This window comes from Paenibacillus sp. FSL F4-0097 (assembly GCF_038593125.1).
GTDB lineage: Bacteria > Bacillota > Bacilli > Paenibacillales > Paenibacillaceae > Paenibacillus_AQ > Paenibacillus_AQ odorifer.
Genome location: NZ_CP151965.1, coordinates 5,497,322 through 5,513,908 on the forward strand (window position 1 = coordinate 5,497,322; position 16,587 = coordinate 5,513,908).

Consider the following 16,587-nt stretch of genomic DNA (forward strand, 5'->3'; position numbering starts at 1 on the left):
CCGCCGAGAGACAGTTTTTTATGCATGTTCTTCCTTTATAAGCGAATCAGCGCCCTTTGCGGCGATTTCCAAGCCAGAGCGGAAAACGGAAAGCAAAGTTAATAAACAAAACTACAAATACTAGTACTGCCGCTGATTTGTCAGCGATTTGCCGCGCATCTTCTACAATTGCCTCAGATTGTACATACCAAAGGTGTACGGCCAGGGTTTCTCCCGGCGAGAACAGATTAAAGTCCCACATTTCGCCCGAGGTACTGAGACCAGCGGTAAGGATAATAACCGCAGACTCCCCGAAGGCGCGTCCAGCAACGAGACAAATCCCAGTAACAATGGCAGACATTGCAACGGGTAGGACAACTGTGCGGATCACGTGGAATTTAGTCATGCCCAGTGCATATCCAGCTTCGCGCATCTCCCCAGGAACAGCACGGACCGCTTCCTCCGTCACACGTGCAAGCATAGGCAGATTCAAAAGCGCCAAGCTTACCCCACCGCCAAGAATCGTCAGACCGATCCCAAAATATTCAGCAAATATCGCAAGACCAAGCATACCGAATACAATCGAGGGAACCGAAGAGAGCGCCTCTACACATATACGCAGGCCACCTGTAAAAGCATTATCCGGAGCGTATTCCGCCATATAAATCCCCGCTCCTAAACCGATAGGGACGGAAATAAGCAGCGAGATGAACAAAATATAAAAAGAGTTGAAAAGTACAGGACCGATCCCGCCACCAACGTCAATCTCTTCAGGCTGTTTGATCAGGAAATCAGGCCGCAGCGCTGGCAGACCTTTACTAAGAATCGTGAAGAGCAGCCAGAAGATTAGCAGCATGACTAAAGCCCCAAGCGTATAAAACCCAATAGTCGCGAGCTTATTGCGTCTCTGAGCACGCGCTGTATGCTTTGTACTTGCGAATCCGTTCACGCTGCATCCCTCCTTTTTCTACCCAGCACGCGGATGATCAGAATCAGTACAAATGAAATCACCAGCAAAAGAAAGGCCATCATATGTAGGGCATAATTCCAGGTTGACTCAAACTCTACATTCGAGATTTGCATAACGATGTTACTAGTCAAGACCGAAGCAGGTGTAAATAAGGTTTTCGCCAACTGTGGTGTGTTTCCGATAACCATAACTACAGCCATTGTCTCCCCCACAGCACGAGTCATCCCGAGGATGACCGCGGAGATAATTCCTCTGCTAGCCGCAGGTAAAACAACACGCATAATGACTTGCAGACGGGTAGATCCAAGAGCGTACGCAGCATCCCGATATTTGCGTGGGACAGCGACGATAGCATCATCACTGATTCGACAAATCGTTGGCAGGACCATTAATGCGAGTACGAGGGCCGCAGCCAGCAAACCATCACCCAAGCTCTCCCCACTAACTCTACGCAGGAAAGGAAGTAATACCGTTAAGCCTAAATAACCATATACTATAGAAGGAATACCAACGAGCAAATCGAGCACCGGGCGAATGAAGGTCTTCATCCACTTTGGAGCAATCTCCGCACAGAGCACGGCCATACCCACAGAAATAGGTACTGCGATCAGCAGGGTCAAAGCCGTCAGTGAAAGTGTATTTACAATGAAGGCAGCAGCCCCAAAGGAGTCCTCTTCAGGCGTCCAGTTAAAAGAAAAGAAAAAGTCCGCAGGCGAGAGATGACCAAACAGAAGCAGCGCCGTTTTGCCGATAAATAGAATTACAAGTCCAAGCACGAAGCAAAGTGCAAGAATGCTGAATAAGAAATAAAAGCGGAATAATCGGTTGCTAAACATATGTCTACTGTGACGTTTGGAGTTGGCGCTAACTTCTGTAACGCCCTCCTTAACCTTAGTTGCCAGGTTGTGGACTGGTGCCCCCATACTTTCCCTCCTGTAAGCGGCCAACCCCGTATCAAAATCGGGGCTGGCCGCTGTTACCGTTCAATATGATCTTCAGATGTTATTAACCCTTCATTGCTGCGATCGGAATGAATTTAAGCTTTTTCAGAGAACCTTGTTGGAACTTTTTGCTTTGTACGTATTCGATAAATTCTTTAGTTGCGCCAGTAGGCTGGCCTTTAGTCATGTAGTAACCATAAGCCCAAATCTTATAAGAACCGTTAATTACGTTGTCTGTAGTAGCTGCGATACCGTTGTGTTTCACTGCTTTTACGTCGCCACTTACATAAACAAGGTCGATATAACCGATGGAGTTAGGAGTAGTTCCTACTGCTGTTTTCATGTCGCCGGATGAACCTGTTTCTTTGTAGTTCTTAGCTTTTTTTACGATATCTCCGCCATCCAAAGCTTTAGCCTGATAGTTAACGCGGGTACCAGAACCGAATGAGCGAGTGATGACAACGATATCTGCATCTGCGCCGCCTACTTCTTTCCAGTTGGTGATTTTACCAGCGAAAATACCTTTAAGCTGTTCTGTTGTAAGGTTATCTACACCCACATTTTTGTTCACGATCGTGGCAAAAGGAATGACAGCCACTTTGTTCGCTACCTGTCCGTCAAAAGCCTTGAAACCTGGTACGTCGATGCTAGCATCCCAGTCGCAAGCGCCGATATCAGCGATGCCTTTTTTTACAGCTTGTGGTCCAGTTACAGAACCTTTACCAGATGCTGCGATTTTCACTTTAGGGTGCAGCTTTTGGAATTCTTTTGCCGCTTGCAACGTCATTGGAAGAAGTGCGGTCGAACCGTTAACGGTGATTTTGCCACTAAGTGAATCTGCTGCTGCTGCAATCCCTGCAAAAGATGCGGTTACCGCGATTACGGCTGTTAAAGCCGTTACTGTTAATTTCTTGAAGATTTTCATTGTACTATTTTCTCCTCTCGGCTCTAGGCCTTTAAAATATGTTTGAAATAATAATTATTTAGTCAGTTGCAGCCCTTTACCGCCTTGGATAACCCATACGCTGTCGCCGCTCACAATCGCAAGCTTGCTTCCGTCTTTAGATACAGATACTTCAGATACATCTTCAGCCGTACGGAACAGTTCGGTCTTTGCACCACTACCATCGATAGAATAGATCACTGTGCTTCCGTCTGCCGTAGTACCTGCCACTACCAAACCATTGCTAACGCCAGTGGACCAATTCACTTCGATATCAAGTGCAATATTAGTGCTGGTTGCGTCCGCTTTTACAAGCTTCAGGGTATTCTTCGCATTGCCGTCTGCATCTGCGCTCAGGTATGCCACATTTCCATCAGCCAAAATCTCTGGGTAAAGCTTGTTATCCGCTGTGGTTGTTAATGCAGCTGGTTTAGCATCTTTTGTAGCCAGATCAAGCTTGTAAAGCTGCTCTCCTGCCGAGCTAAAGTCTACCGTAAGAGAATCTTCTGTGCTGTCTGCATCATTTTTTGCAACACCCGTCAAATTAACGATATAAACGGCGCTTTTTTCGTCAGCAGAAATGCGCAGTTCGGATTTATTCTCAACCTTGTCAGCCAAAACGGATTTAACATCACCAGTCTCTACTGAGATTTTAGCGATTTTTTCTTGCTTGTCTCCTTGGATGAAATAAATGCTTTTCCCATCTTTGGACCAAACCAGATCTGTCTTCACGCTATTGTCGGTGCCTAGTGTTTTAACAGCTCCGCTAGACAAGTTAATCAGATTCAGCAAACCTTTCTCATCATTAAAAGCTCCCCACTGTTGATCCGGCGATACTGCAAAGTCCACCGCACTGTCATTTGACGAAAACACTTCATAGTTACCTGGTTCTGTACTGAATTTGATAAGCTGAGTAGTTTCAGCATCACTTTTGTTCGCAATCAGGTTACCAGCTGCCGTCCAGTGCAAAGTATCAAACAATCCTTCCGGACGTGCAAAGCTCAAAATCGTGCTAGCATCAGCGTCCAGCTCTCCACCTAATGCAATAACTAACTTAGTCAGCTCTACATAGGTTTTACCGTTATAAAACACTGGAGCCACTGTGAACGATTCGGAATTACCATCTACTTGATAGCTCTTTGAGCCTGTTTTGAGTTGCACATTATGTAGTCCTTTGCTGTCGTTAAGTTCAAACCCGCTTGTTCCCAGTACTACCTTAGCCCCAATTTCACCAGCTACCTGAGTCAGCGAGTAAAGCTTGTAACCACTGCTGTTAATGGTGTTAAACACAATCGGCGTTCCGTTTACATTCCAAGTAGTTGTACCTTCTTTAACTGCTGTAACAGCAGCGACTTGATTGGTAGCTACAGATTTTACATTACTGCCGGTGCTAGCTGCAGATACACTTCCAACGCCTACTGTTGCAAGAAGTGCTGAAGCCAACGTTGCGCTAATCCATTTACTGTTTTTCAATTAGATTCACCCTTTTCGTATAGGTAACTGCTAATGTCATTTTCGTCTACAATTGTCAATTCTGTTGCAGAGGAATGTAATGGAAATATTAACTAGTATTCTTTTTTTAAAAAAACCAGGTATATTAGCTCATTTAACAATTTTCTTGATCTAAACCAAATGAACTAAGCAACAAAAACAGCCTCTTTTCGTAAAAAGGTGCTCGGTGCAGCTGCCTTATTTAGTTGGAGAATTGTTTGGGACTTTGGGGTGACGTAGGGACTAATTTGATATTGCAGGCGCGTGGAGGGAACTTGTTGCTGAGGTGGATGGAGTATATTGCGGAGGCAGCTTGGGTGTGCGGGGAAGCTTGTTGCTAAGGACGATGGACACTTGGAGTATATTGCGGAGTTCGCTTGGAGTGTGGGGGGAAGCTTATTGAGGAGGTCGATGGGCCACGTGGAGTATATTGCGGAGGTCGCTTGGGTGCGTGGGAGAGCCTTGTTGCTGAGATCGATGGGCACATGGAGTATATTGCGGAGGTCGCTTGGAGTGTGGGGAACGTATTACGGTGGTCGCTTGGCGCGTGGGGAAAGCTTGTTATGTGGCTGCTGCTTACAATTTAAAAACTAACTGGTCTGTTGTGGCGCATTCTGCGTAAGGGTCATCGAGGAGATTCGGCTGATTGTACGGGATTTATACCGTTCTTTTGAACTTTAGCGGGATAGACCTCATTGTACGGGATTTATACCGTTCTTTTACTAACTTTAGCGGGATTGAGCTCTTTGTACGGGATTTATACCGTTCTTTTGCTAACTTTAGCGGGATTGAGCTCATTGTGCGGGATTTATACTGTTCTTTTGCTAACTTTAGCGGGATTGAGCTCATTGTGCGGGATTTATACCGTTCTTTTGCTAACTTTAGCGGGATTGAGCTCATTGTACGGGATTTATACCGTTCTTTTGCTAACTTTAGCGGGGTTGAGCTCATTGTACGGGATTTATACCGTTCTTTTACTGACTTCAGCGGGATTGGGCTCATTGTACGGGATTTATATCGTTCTTTAACTGACTTCAGTCGGATTGAGCTCATTGTGCGGGATTTATACCGTTCTTTAACTGACTTCAGTCGGATTGAGCTCATTGTGCGGGATTTATACCGTTCTTTTGCTTGATTTATCTAGATCATGCTTATTTAGTGGCATTTATGCCCTTCTTTTGTCTGGTTTAGGTAAACCCGCGCTTTTTAGTGGCATTTATGCCTCTCTTTTGGCCAGTTTAGGTATATCGACGCCTTTCAAGGGAATTTATACCCTTCTATTACCTAGTTTAGGTGGACTGACGCTTTTTAGTGGCACTTTTGCCTTTCATTCAAATCATCTCTATATATATAGTAAAAGGACAAGTTGAATTAACAAACCTCAATTGGGATTAAGCTAATACTGTGGGATACATTTGTATAAAATATATGGTTTACAATTCCTAACTTTTGATGCAAGATAATGAGTGAGTACTCACTCATTATCTAATCAGAGTGTACAGAGCAGTATAATTCAGGAATATCTCAACACCTTCTACACCTTCATCACCATCACCATCACCATCACCATCACCATCACCATCACCATCACCATCACCACCACCTTATCAGCAACATCTTCAACTCAAGCAAGTATCCCAGAACATTCAGAATCGAGGAGATAAAAATGGGTTCAGAGGTTCCAGTTATTTCAGTGAGCCATGTCGGGAAAGCGTTTGGAGAGAAACAGGTGCTCGAGGATATTTCGCTTCAAGTGGAACGTGCGGAAACCTTTGGTATACTAGGGCCATCCGGCTCAGGAAAAACAACATTTGTGAAGCTGCTTACTGGTATCGATGAGGTAACCTCCGGCGAGGTGAAAATACTTGGCGTGACGATGCCTAAGCTGACTATGCTGCAACAGATTGGATATATGGCCCAGTCTGATGCCTTATACACGGAGCTTAGCGCGAAGGAGAATCTGGAGTTTTTTGCAGCGCTATATGGACTAAAGGGGGAGCAACGCTCCAAACGCATCACAGCCGTAATGGAGATCGTTAATTTACAAGATCATTTGCGAAAAAGAGTAGGCCAGTACTCCGGCGGGATGAAACGCCGCTTATCATTGGCGATCGCGCTGCTGCATGAACCGCCGTTGCTTATTCTTGATGAACCTACAGTTGGTATAGACCCGGTGCTGCGGCTATCCATCTGGAAGGAACTAAAAGCGCTGAACCAGAAAGGCACCACCATTGTGCTGACCACGCATGTCATGGATGAGGCTGAAAAATGTGACCGGCTCGGAATGATCCGTGATGGCAAGCTACTTGCCGCCGACACGCCTGCCGGACTGCTGCAAGCCACCGGTTCAGCTTCTATTGAAGAAGCCTTTTTATATTATGGAGGTGTGCGTTCATGAGAATCCGAGCGATCACCTTAAGGATTTTGCGGCAATTTATTCATGACAAAAGAACGATGGCATTAATGTTCATTGCACCACTCCTCGTTCTAAGCTTAATGAGCTTGGTCTTCAATGGTGACGCCTATGAACCAAAAATCGGTGTGTCCGGTGTACCTCTAAATATGTCAGCTGCGTTAAAAGAACAAAATGCCACCATCAAAGAATATGCCAGCGCAGAGCTGGGAAAAGGCGCTTTAGTAGAAGGAAAAATTGACGCTTTGATCACTTTGAACGGAACCGCCGGAGATTCGCAAGTTACGCCTCAAGTGCTGTTAGAAGGTAGCAACCCTACAGCCAACAAGGCAGTAATCATGACGCTTCAACAAATCTCCCAGAAGCTTCATCCAAGCACAAAGGAACAATTACAGCCGCAGATCAGCTATCTTTACGGTTCTGAGAATATGAAGACGATCGACCGTTTCGGTCCCATTATGATTGGCGTATTTGTTTTCTTTTTCGTATTCTTGATTGCAGGTGTATCCTTCTTAAGGGAACGAACCACAGGCACTCTTGAACGCCTACTTTCGACTCCATTAAAAAGATGGGAGATTGTGCTCGGGTATGTATGTGGTTTCGGCATATTTACCGTTTTTCAGGCGCTATTGATCTCATGGTATTCCATACAGATTCTTGGCATTATGATGACAGGCAGCTTTGGTTACGTATTGCTGATCACATTACTCCTATCGATGACAGCGCTGACGTTGGGCACACTGCTGTCGGCTTTTGCAGCCAATGAGTTGCAGATGATTCAGTTCATTCCGCTCATTATAGTGCCACAAATCTTCCTCAGTGGATTATTCCCGCTCGATACCCTTCCACTGTGGCTCCAGCGCGTTGGCCTCGCTACACCGATCTATTACGGATCAGAAGCTCTGATGGACATTATGGTCCGTGGCAAAGGATGGAGCGCAATTGCACTGGATGTCTATGTACTAATAGGATTTTCGCTGCTATTTATGCTGCTGAATGTATTGGCACTGCGCAAACATCGCAAAATGTAATTTCACAAAAGCTATTATCATTGAAACAAAATGAATCAAGCATGGAGGGTTATTGTAATGAAAGAGCAAGTTTCTACGGAACAAAATATAGAAGAGCAGTGGATAGAAGAGCTGCTGACCCTTGGCAAAGACGAGAAACTGACACCGAAGCAGATTTCTATTCTACAAGCGGCGATTGAGGTATTTTCCGAAAAAGGATACTCTGCGACTTCAACGAGTGAAATTTCTCAGAAAGCGGGCGTGGCGGAGGGAACGATTTTTCGCTATTACAAGACTAAAAATGATCTGCTGCTTGCCATAGTAGGTCCTACCATGAGTCGCATGCTTGCGCCTTTTGTGCTGCGGAATTTCAACGGCGTGCTCGATATGCCCTACGACAGCTTCGAAGAGTTCCTGAGGGCATTTATGATCAATCGGCTGGATTTCGCCCGCAAGAATTTTAAAATTCTTAAGATTCTTATTCAGGAGATTCCTTTTCAGCCAACAGTTAGAGCTCAGTTTGTAGAGAATATTCTTAGCAAAATACTGGAGCGCGTGATTGATATTGTTGAACATTTTAAAGAAAAGGGTGAAATCATCGAGGTGCCTACACCCACACTTATACGCTTCACACTCTCGTCTGTCGTAGGTTATTTGATGAATCGCTTGCTGCTGCAGCCAGATAAGGACTGGAATGATGAGGAAGAAATCAACCTGACGATCGCTTTTATCATGCATGGAATAAGTAAAACAACACCCCCTATTTGATGCGCACGCCCGTTCTGTTATCATAAGTACTATATTAAATTCGGACTTTTCAAGATCAAGTTATGAGGAAGGAATTATGTTATGGGCTTTAGTGTATCAGAACGGGTAATCAAACTGCTGTGTGGCAAGTCTATTTTTGAAAAAGGATTAGCTTATTACCAAACTGAAAGTGTCGATATAATTGAAGTTGAAGAATACAATGTCTCCATTCCAGATTTGCCCCGCTCTCGATATGAAGCCATTGTTCAGGGGGCGATCGACTATGAAGTTATGGTGGTCATTGATATTGATGGGGATGTCCAGGCAGAGTGTAATTGTCCAGCCTACTCCCATGGGGGGCCATTCTGTAAACATATCGCGGCTGTGCTAATCAACGTTGACGCCCTTAAAAATGGCCGAGATCGTTCAGAGCTTACCGGAGCTTCGCACCTGTCTTCTATAGAAGATACTGAGATTCTAACCCCACGTATTTTTACAGATACTGCGCGAGACAACGGGGGAAAGTCCAGAGATCAACAGCTCGTGAGCAGCCTACTGGGGATGTTCGGCAACCATACACCGCGTCCTAGCGGTACGGGGGCTTTTGTAGATAACAGACTTCCTCTAAATATAGAGTTTACATGCAAGCCATTCACCTATAGTTATAGCCACACCATGCTGGGTATAGAAATGAAAGTCGGTCCAAAACGTCTATATATTGTTCAGAAAATAAGAGGATTTCTAGAAAGTGTACACCGCGGAGAATCCTTTGAATTCACGAAACATTTTATCTATGATCCTGCCATTTACAGCTTTCGGAAGGAAGATAATGTTGTTCTACAGAAGCTGATTGATATTGTATTAAATGAAAAAATGTACCGTGATAACGTCACTCCTTACTCACCTTATGGGGGGAGTATTGGGGGAGATCGGTTGCTGGCCGTCCCTCCTTTTTTCTGGGAGTCGCTTCAGCCTGCGCTTTCAGAGGTCTCTTCGGTATTTTTGCAACAAGAAGAGATGCTGTACGAAGGCATCCATGTGTCTAATGAGGCGCCTCCACTCAGCTTTGAATTTGAACAGGCAGAAGAGGATGGATATCATCTGGATATTCAAGGACTTGAGCAGATTTCGGTCTTAGAAGATTACGGGATGGTACTATCGGAAGGTAAGTTTCTGAAGCTATCCCCTCAAGAATGCATACGACTTGCTGAAATGAAAAAAATGCTGGATTCCTCCCGCCGAAATGGCATCGATATTGCCCATGAGCAAATGGAGTCTTTTATGGACAAGGTTATTCCTGGTCTGAAAAAGCTGGGCAACGTCCATATCGCTGACTCCATTGCGGATCGGATTGTTCAACATAGGCTTATCGCGAGACTTTATCTGGATCGTGTAAGAGATCGGCTGCTCGCCGGACTAGAGTTCCAATATGGTGACATTGTGATCAACCCTTTAGATGAAAAAGCCCATGTTCGCGGGACGAATTTGATTCTTTTACGAGACGGGGAGGGAGAAGCTCGCATTCTGGAGCTGATGGAACACGAATCCTTCGCTAAAACCGAAGGCGGATTTATTATGACAGACGAAGAGGGCGAATACGATTTTTTGTACCATACCATTCCGCTGCTGGAACCGCTACTTTCGGTTTATGCGACCTCCGCAGTCAAAGCAAGACTGTTCACGAGCACTACACCCCCAAAGGTGAGCATTAGTTGGAATGAAAAGACGGACTGGCTTGATTTTAAATTCGATATGGGCGGGATTCCAGAAGCTGAGATTGTTATGGTTCTGAAATCCCTGCAGGAAAAACGCAGATACTACCGCTTGCCTGATGGAGCCCTGCTACCGCTGGAGAGCGAGGAGCTTCAAGAAATCATTACCTTTATGAATGATATAGGCATCCGGGAAGGTGAGATCAAAGGGGTGGAGTTTTCTCTGCCCGTTGTTCGTGGGTTACATTTGACCTCCACGGATGCTAAGAGTGACTCCATTAAGCTGGGCAGATCCTTTAAAAGGTTACTTGCGAACATGCGGAATCCTGAGAATCTTGATTTCCCTATACCTGACAGTCTGGTTCCTGTGCTAAGGGATTATCAACAGTATGGGTTTCAGTGGCTGAAGACGTTGGCCCATTACCGTTTTGGTGGTATTTTGGCGGATGATATGGGGTTAGGCAAAACGCTGCAAAGTATCGCTTTTCTACTGTCAGAACTTCCAGAGATCCGCCAGAATGGGCTGCCTGCCCTAATTGTCGCTCCTGCGTCTCTCACTTATAACTGGCTTAATGAGCTTAAAAAATTCACGCCAGAGATCAAAGCTGTCATTGCAGACGGTAGTCTAATTGAGCGCGGGCGGATTTTAAAAAATACAGCAAAAGCTGATGTAATCATCACCTCTTATCCGTTGCTCCGCAGAGATGTTCAGTTGTATGCCAAAAAGTCTTTTCATACCCTGATTCTCGATGAAGCACAAACTATAAAAAACCATACTACACAGACAGCCCAAGCTGTAATGGCGCTTCAAGCCCGGCACCGTTTTGCACTTACGGGTACTCCTGTGGAGAATGCGTTGGAAGATTTATGGTCCATTTTCGGCACCGTGTTCCCTGGGTTATTTCCAGGCAAAAAAGCTTTTCACGATTTACCAAGAGAAACGGTTGCGAAGCGGGCGCGTCCCTTTTTGCTGCGGCGCTTAAAGAGTGATGTGTTAAAGGAACTTCCGGACAAAATTGAGTCCGTACAAGCATGTGAACTGCTGCCGGAGCAAAAAAAGTTATATGTAGCTTATCTTGCCCGTTTGAAAAAAGAGGCGCTTAAGCATTTGACCCAAGATAGTTTCGGCAATAATAATCGGATCAAAGTTCTGGCGGGACTAACTCGTCTGCGCCAGTTGTGCTGCCACCCTGCTCTTTTTGTCGATGGATATGAAGGAAGCTCTGCTAAATTCGAGCAGCTGCTCGAAATCATAGAAGAATGTCGCAGTTCGGGTAAACGTATGTTAGTATTCTCACAATTCACAGAGATGCTGGGCCTGATTGGGCGTGAACTAGGATATCAGGGCATTCCATACTTTTATTTAGATGGTCAAACGCCTGTTTCTCAACGAGTAGATTTATGTAATAAATTTAATGAAGGAGAGCGGGATATTTTCTTAATCTCCTTAAAGGCCGGCGGGACCGGGCTCAACTTAACTGGGGCAGATACTGTAATCCTTTACGATTTATGGTGGAACCCTGCCGTCGAGCAGCAAGCAGCAGATCGGGCTCACCGGATCGGACAGAAAAATGTAGTACAAGTAATTCGTCTCGTCACCCAAGGCACCGTAGAGGACAAGATGTATGAGCTGCAGCAGAAGAAAAAGAACTTGATCGATGAGGTCATCCAGCCAGGTCAAGAAAGCTTGTCTACCCTCACAGAGCAAGACATCCGGGAGATTCTGATGATCTAAATAACAATGTTTGAGAAAAAATCAGGGATATCCCACAGCCTCTATGACTATCGGGATATCCCTTTTCTTCAGATTATGCAATTGTAACTCCTGCACTAGCGTAGCCAGCAACAGTAGTTGCAACGTCAATGCCAGCCGTGACCGTCGAAGTGAAGACCAACAACAAGCGTTCTCCCACAGTTACAGGAATGCTTAAGCCTGTGGTATTACCACTGCTAATAGTTCCAAGAGCAATTAATCCTGTAAGCGGAGGACTTAACGTAACTAAAGCCCCAGGTACTGCTGTGAAGGTATTGTTAGGTGTAGTAGATCTGTATAATTGAGCCGTGATTGTTACCGTAGAACCCACCAAACTAACGGAAGATGTCGCACTGAAATAGGCTGCCATAGACGTAAGCGTTCCTGTTCTAGGAACCGAGAACGCAAAGTTCAGCAAGGTTCCAGCCGCTCCAGTAAGATCTATAGTACCGCCTGTAATACTGATATTGGTCGCACTGCTACCAAAACCAACTGCACTTGAAGTATTCAAAAGACCCCCTAATACAGTGGTCATAGCAACTGGAAGTCCAGAAGAATATGGAATGATTGCGCCTGCGCCAGCAGTTCCTGTTGCTCCTGTGGCTCCAGCAGTTCCTGTTGCTCCTGTGGCTCCAGCAGTTCCTGTTGCTCCAGTTACGCCAGCAGTTCCTGTTGCTCCTGTGGCTCCAGCAGTTCCTGTTGCTCCTGTGGCTCCCGCAGTTCCTGTTGCTCCAGTTACGCCAGCAGTTCCTGTTGCTCCTGTGGCTCCAGCAGTTCCTGTCGCTCCTGTGGCTCCCGTTGCTCCAGCAGCTCCTGTCGCTCCCGTGGCTCCAGCACCTGTGGCTCCGGTTACGCCAGTACCTCCTGTCGCTCCCGTTGCACCAACGCTTCCTGTAGCTCCAGTAGCTCCAGTAGCACCTGTAATTCCTATATATTCTCCATATAATTCAGAGTAGACAAGGCGATGAGCAGTCACTAATTGACCTGTGCTGCTCTTCCCCCAAACTGAAATTTGAATGGGATCATCAATCGTAATAGGTGTTGTGAATAGAAATTCAAATGAATCAAAGTTTGCATAATAATCCCTATTAACCACTTGATTAGGAGCTAAATTAACCTGTTCACTTACATATAAAGTTCTTGTCCCATTCATATAATAGCCTTCGACTTGAACCGTTGACGGAGTATCATCACTCTGATTGACAATTTTAAGAGTAACAAGCTGAGTAGGTCTTACACCGCCTACCAGATTATTTTCTATAGGACCAGTAGATAGTTGACTCAATTTTCAACACCTCATTTTTTATGAATTTTAAAATACGCTTATTATTTGAATTGCGAAAATCAAACCAACCGAACAAAATCCTCCTCAATAGTTCTGTATAAAATATGATTCTATCTATAATCATTCCTCCCACCTACTCTAGGTTGATAATCTATGATCCTATAAAATTAGTTCATAATTTTTGGCTCTTTATAGTATTATTCTTATTTCGAATTAAGGTGTGGACATCCATTTAAAAACTACTGTTACACATATTTGATACATTATAGCAATCTGAAAATCCGTAATGGATTAATAGAAGAAGAACCTAATAAGCATCGCTCTAGTCAACTTATAACATATCGCCAACAAAACAGGGGATAACCCGAAAGCCATACTTACGGCTACCGAATTACCCCTGTTGTAAATACTGAACTCGAAGATAAACTTAAGTTAATTCATGAACAGACCAGACGATACCTGCTGAGTTCGCGCCACCCAAATTCAAAGGAACCGTCAAACCATTTGCCACATAGAACAAGCCAATCACATCACCTGCGGTTAATGCAAATTCTCCAGCCAGCGTCACAGTACCACTTCCCAAAATTGCTCTCAAATCTAATATAAGTGCAACATTCACATCAAGTACTGGGAACAAGCCACTTACCAGATTTGTTGCAGTAGGAGAAGTTCTCTGAACTACGAAAGCCGGATTAATTCCAGTACCAAGACTGACAGTGAGTGAGGCAGTTGTGGAGTAATTGATAGTCGCTTCAATCGAATATCTACCAGTTGTCGGAATAGTATAATTTCCCCCAACTTCGTCGAAGGACGGGCTATCATAAAAAGGTGTTGTCACAGTCCAGCCAGTTAATTGGGTAGATGTGGAAATTGCCAATGAGGGCTTAAAAGCAGAAAAACCTTCTTGTTGAATGTTCGGACCTGTAGCTCCAGTTACTCCGGTTACACCTGTTGCACCAGTAAGCCCAGTTGCTCCGGTTACACCAGATACTCCTGTCGCTCCTGTTGCCCCAGCTACTCCCGTTGCTCCGGTTATACCAGCTACTCCTGTCGCTCCTGTCGCCCCAGCTACTCCCGTTGCTCCAGTTGCTCCAGCTACTCCCGTTGCTCCGGTCACTCCAGCTTCACCCGTTGCTCCGGTGGCTCCTGTTGCTCCTGTTGCTCCTGTTTCACCCGTTGCTCCGGTTGCTCCAGCTACTCCCGTTGCTCCAGTCGCTCCAGCTTCACCCGTTGCTCCGGTTGCCCCAGCTACTCCCGTTGCTCCAGTCGCTCCAGCTTCACCCGTTGCTCCGGTTACACCAGCTACTCCTGTTGCTCCGGTTGCACCCGTTGCTCCTGTTGCTCCCGTTACTCCATCCGCTCCGGTTGCACCCGTTGTACCAGTTACTCCGTCTGCACCAGTCGCCCCAGTTGCTCCAGTTACTCCTTCTGCACCATCCGCTCCTGTTGCACCAGTCGCTCCAGTTGCTCCAGTTACTCCGTCTGCACCAGTCGCTCCAGTCTCCCCTGCTCCAGTTGCTCCCGTTGCACCAGTCGCACCAGTCACTCCATCTGCTCCTGTTGCCCCAGTCTCTCCTGCTCCGGTCGCCCCGGTTGCTCCGTCGGCTCCCGTTGCACCAGTCACTCCATCTGCACCTGTTGCACCTGTCTCTCCTGCTCCGGTCGCTCCCGTTGCTCCATCGGCTCCCGTTGCTCCTGTTGCACCTGTAGCTCCATCTGCTCCTGTTGCCCCAGTCTCTCCTGCTCCAGTCGCTCCCGTTGCTCCGTCTGCTCCCGTTGCTCCTGTTGCACCTGTAGCTCCATCTGCTCCTGTTGCCCCAGTCTCTCCTGCTCCGGTCGCCCCGGTTGCTCCGTCTGCTCCCGTTGCACCCGTTGCACCTGTAGCTCCATCTGCTCCTGTTGCCCCAGTCTCTCCTGCTCCGGTCGCCCCGGTTGCTCCGTCTGCTCCCGTTGCACCAGTCGCCCCAGTTACTCCGTCTGCTCCTGTAGCTCCAGTCTCTCCTGCTCCGGTCGCTCCTGTTGCACCCGTTGCTCCGTCTGCTCCCGTTGCTCCGTCTGCTCCCGTTGCTCCTGTTGCACCTGTAGCTCCATCTGCTCCTGTTGCCCCAGTCTCTCCTGCTCCGGTCGCCCCGGTTGCTCCGTCTGCTCCCGTTGCACCAGTCGCCCCAGTTACTCCGTCTGCTCCTGTAGCTCCATCGGCTCCTGTTGCCCCTGTCTCTCCTGCTCCTGTAGCACCCGTTGCTCCGTCTGCTCCCGTTGCACCAGTCGCCCCAGTCACTCCATCTGCACCTGTTGCACCTGTCTCTCCTGCTCCGGTCGCTCCAGTTACTCCATCCGCTCCGGTTGCACCAGTTGCACCTGTAGCTCCATCGGCACCTGTTGCCCCAGTCTCTCCTGCCCCAGTCACTCCAGTGGCTCCATCCGCTCCAGTCACCCCGGTTGCACCAGTCACTCCATCTGCCCCTGTTGCACCTGTCGCCCCAGTCTCTCCTGCTCCGGTAGCACCCGTTGCTCCATCGGCTCCGGTCGCTCCTGTTGCACCAGTCGCACCGGTCGCACCAGTTATCCCTTGCGTTACACCAAGCAATTCTGCATGTACAAGTCGATGGGCAGTCACAATCTGGCCAACGCTATTTTTTCCCCATACTGAGATTTGAATCGGATCATCTACCAGACTTGTAGTTGTAAAAATAAATTCGAACGCATCAAAATCGCCATAATAATCACGTGTTATAACTTCATTAGGTGCTACATTTATCAGCTCGCTTACATATAAAGTTCTTGTCCCATCCATATAGTATCCTTGAACAAGAGCCATTGATGAATCAATGTCACTTCGGTTATCAATTTTGACAGTAACATGCTGAGTAGGTCTTACACCCCCTACCATACTATTGTCTATCGGTCCGGTAGATAAATAACTCAATTTCTCATCACTCCTTTAACGTTAACTGTGTCACAAAAATAATTATTAAATTAATACTGCCTGCTTCTCCCACGCAACTATGCGATGAGGATCTACCAATGCCCCCGAGTTCTGTTTTCCCCAGACTGAAATCCCAACCTCTGCTTCAACTGCTTCTACTGTTGTAAATACAAATTCAAATGCGTCCAAGTCGGCAAAATAGTTCTTAGTTAAAACTTGATTAGGTGCTAGATTTACTGTTTCATTCACATACATCGTTCTTGATCCGTTAAGAAGGAAACCTTGAATAACTAGATTATAAGGATTAAGAGAATCCCGATTAACTACTTTTACGGTTACCAGTTGCGACGGTCTGACCCCTAGGATCGGGCTGTTATCTATAGGTCCAGTAGAAAAAATAGCCATGTTTTATTCACT

Annotated in this window: 13 protein-coding genes; 6 read left to right on the forward strand and 7 right to left on the reverse strand. The window is 46.4% G+C overall.

The genetic code is table 11. From position 1 onward, the window contains the following. Positions 1-46: 46 nt before the first annotated feature. The 4 genes from pstA to MHH86_RS24685 all read right to left on the reverse strand — a co-directional run bounded on the left by pstA (position 47) and on the right by MHH86_RS24685 (position 4,306). The gene (gene pstA, locus MHH86_RS24670; protein ID WP_036685040.1) at positions 47-928 is read right to left on the reverse strand and encodes a phosphate ABC transporter permease PstA; all 882 of its coding nucleotides are present in this window, start codon (positions 926-928) and stop codon (positions 47-49) included. After that, positions 925-1,872, reverse strand: a complete 948-nt coding sequence (gene pstC, locus MHH86_RS24675; protein ID WP_036685038.1) for a phosphate ABC transporter permease subunit PstC — start codon at positions 1,870-1,872, stop codon at positions 925-927. Before pstC ends, pstA begins: the two co-directional genes overlap by 4 nt. Before the next feature lie 82 nt (positions 1,873-1,954). Continuing rightward, the gene (locus MHH86_RS24680) at positions 1,955-2,815 is read right to left on the reverse strand and encodes a phosphate ABC transporter substrate-binding protein (protein WP_326046219.1); all 861 of its coding nucleotides are present in this window, start codon (positions 2,813-2,815) and stop codon (positions 1,955-1,957) included. Positions 2,816-2,869: 54 nt separating this feature from the next. After that, positions 2,870-4,306 (reverse strand): stalk domain-containing protein, encoded by a 1,437-nt coding sequence (locus MHH86_RS24685; protein ID WP_076220484.1) that lies wholly within the window; start codon positions 4,304-4,306, stop codon positions 2,870-2,872. A 461-nt stretch (positions 4,307-4,767) separates the two neighbouring features. On the opposite strand from MHH86_RS24685, the gene MHH86_RS24690 reads away from it, so the two are divergent. From MHH86_RS24690 to MHH86_RS24715, 6 genes are all read left to right on the forward strand, one after another. Then, positions 4,768-4,911, forward strand: coding sequence for a hypothetical protein (locus MHH86_RS24690; RefSeq protein ID WP_342479465.1), 144 nt, complete (start codon positions 4,768-4,770; stop codon positions 4,909-4,911). 59 nt (positions 4,912-4,970) lie between these two features. Then, positions 4,971-5,459, forward strand: a complete 489-nt coding sequence (locus tag MHH86_RS24695; RefSeq protein WP_342479466.1) for a hypothetical protein — start codon at positions 4,971-4,973, stop codon at positions 5,457-5,459. 531 nt (positions 5,460-5,990) lie between these two features. After that, the gene (locus tag MHH86_RS24700) at positions 5,991-6,722 is read left to right on the forward strand and encodes an ABC transporter ATP-binding protein (protein WP_036685020.1); all 732 of its coding nucleotides are present in this window, start codon (positions 5,991-5,993) and stop codon (positions 6,720-6,722) included. Then, a complete protein-coding gene (locus tag MHH86_RS24705; protein WP_342479467.1) occupies positions 6,719-7,768 on the forward strand; it encodes an ABC transporter permease in 1,050 nt (349 codons plus the stop codon). The genes MHH86_RS24700 and MHH86_RS24705 overlap by 4 nt, the downstream gene beginning before the upstream one ends. Positions 7,769-7,825: 57 nt before the next feature. Then, complete coding sequence (locus MHH86_RS24710) at positions 7,826-8,515, forward strand: TetR/AcrR family transcriptional regulator (protein ID WP_036685015.1); 690 nt, start codon at positions 7,826-7,828, stop codon at positions 8,513-8,515. An 81-nt stretch (positions 8,516-8,596) separates the two neighbouring features. Next, positions 8,597-11,941, forward strand: a complete 3,345-nt coding sequence (locus MHH86_RS24715; protein ID WP_036685012.1) for a DEAD/DEAH box helicase — start codon at positions 8,597-8,599, stop codon at positions 11,939-11,941. A 73-nt stretch (positions 11,942-12,014) separates the two neighbouring features. Here the strand turns inward: MHH86_RS24715 and MHH86_RS24720 are convergent, their stop codons facing one another. The 3 genes from MHH86_RS24720 to MHH86_RS24730 form a co-directional block, all read right to left on the reverse strand. Continuing rightward, positions 12,015-13,244: an exosporium glycoprotein BclB-related protein gene (locus MHH86_RS24720; RefSeq protein ID WP_141118624.1), complete on the reverse strand. Its 1,230-nt coding sequence runs from the start codon at positions 13,242-13,244 to the stop codon at positions 12,015-12,017. Between the two features lie 427 nt (positions 13,245-13,671). Then, positions 13,672-16,170 carry a collagen-like protein gene (locus tag MHH86_RS24725; RefSeq protein ID WP_339308824.1) on the reverse strand — a complete coding sequence of 833 codons (2,499 nt, stop codon included), beginning with the start codon at positions 16,168-16,170 and terminating at the stop codon, positions 13,672-13,674. Between the two features lie 45 nt (positions 16,171-16,215). Further along, the gene (locus tag MHH86_RS24730) at positions 16,216-16,575 is read right to left on the reverse strand and encodes a hypothetical protein (RefSeq protein WP_036687001.1); all 360 of its coding nucleotides are present in this window, start codon (positions 16,573-16,575) and stop codon (positions 16,216-16,218) included. Positions 16,576-16,587: the final 12 nt, after the last annotated feature.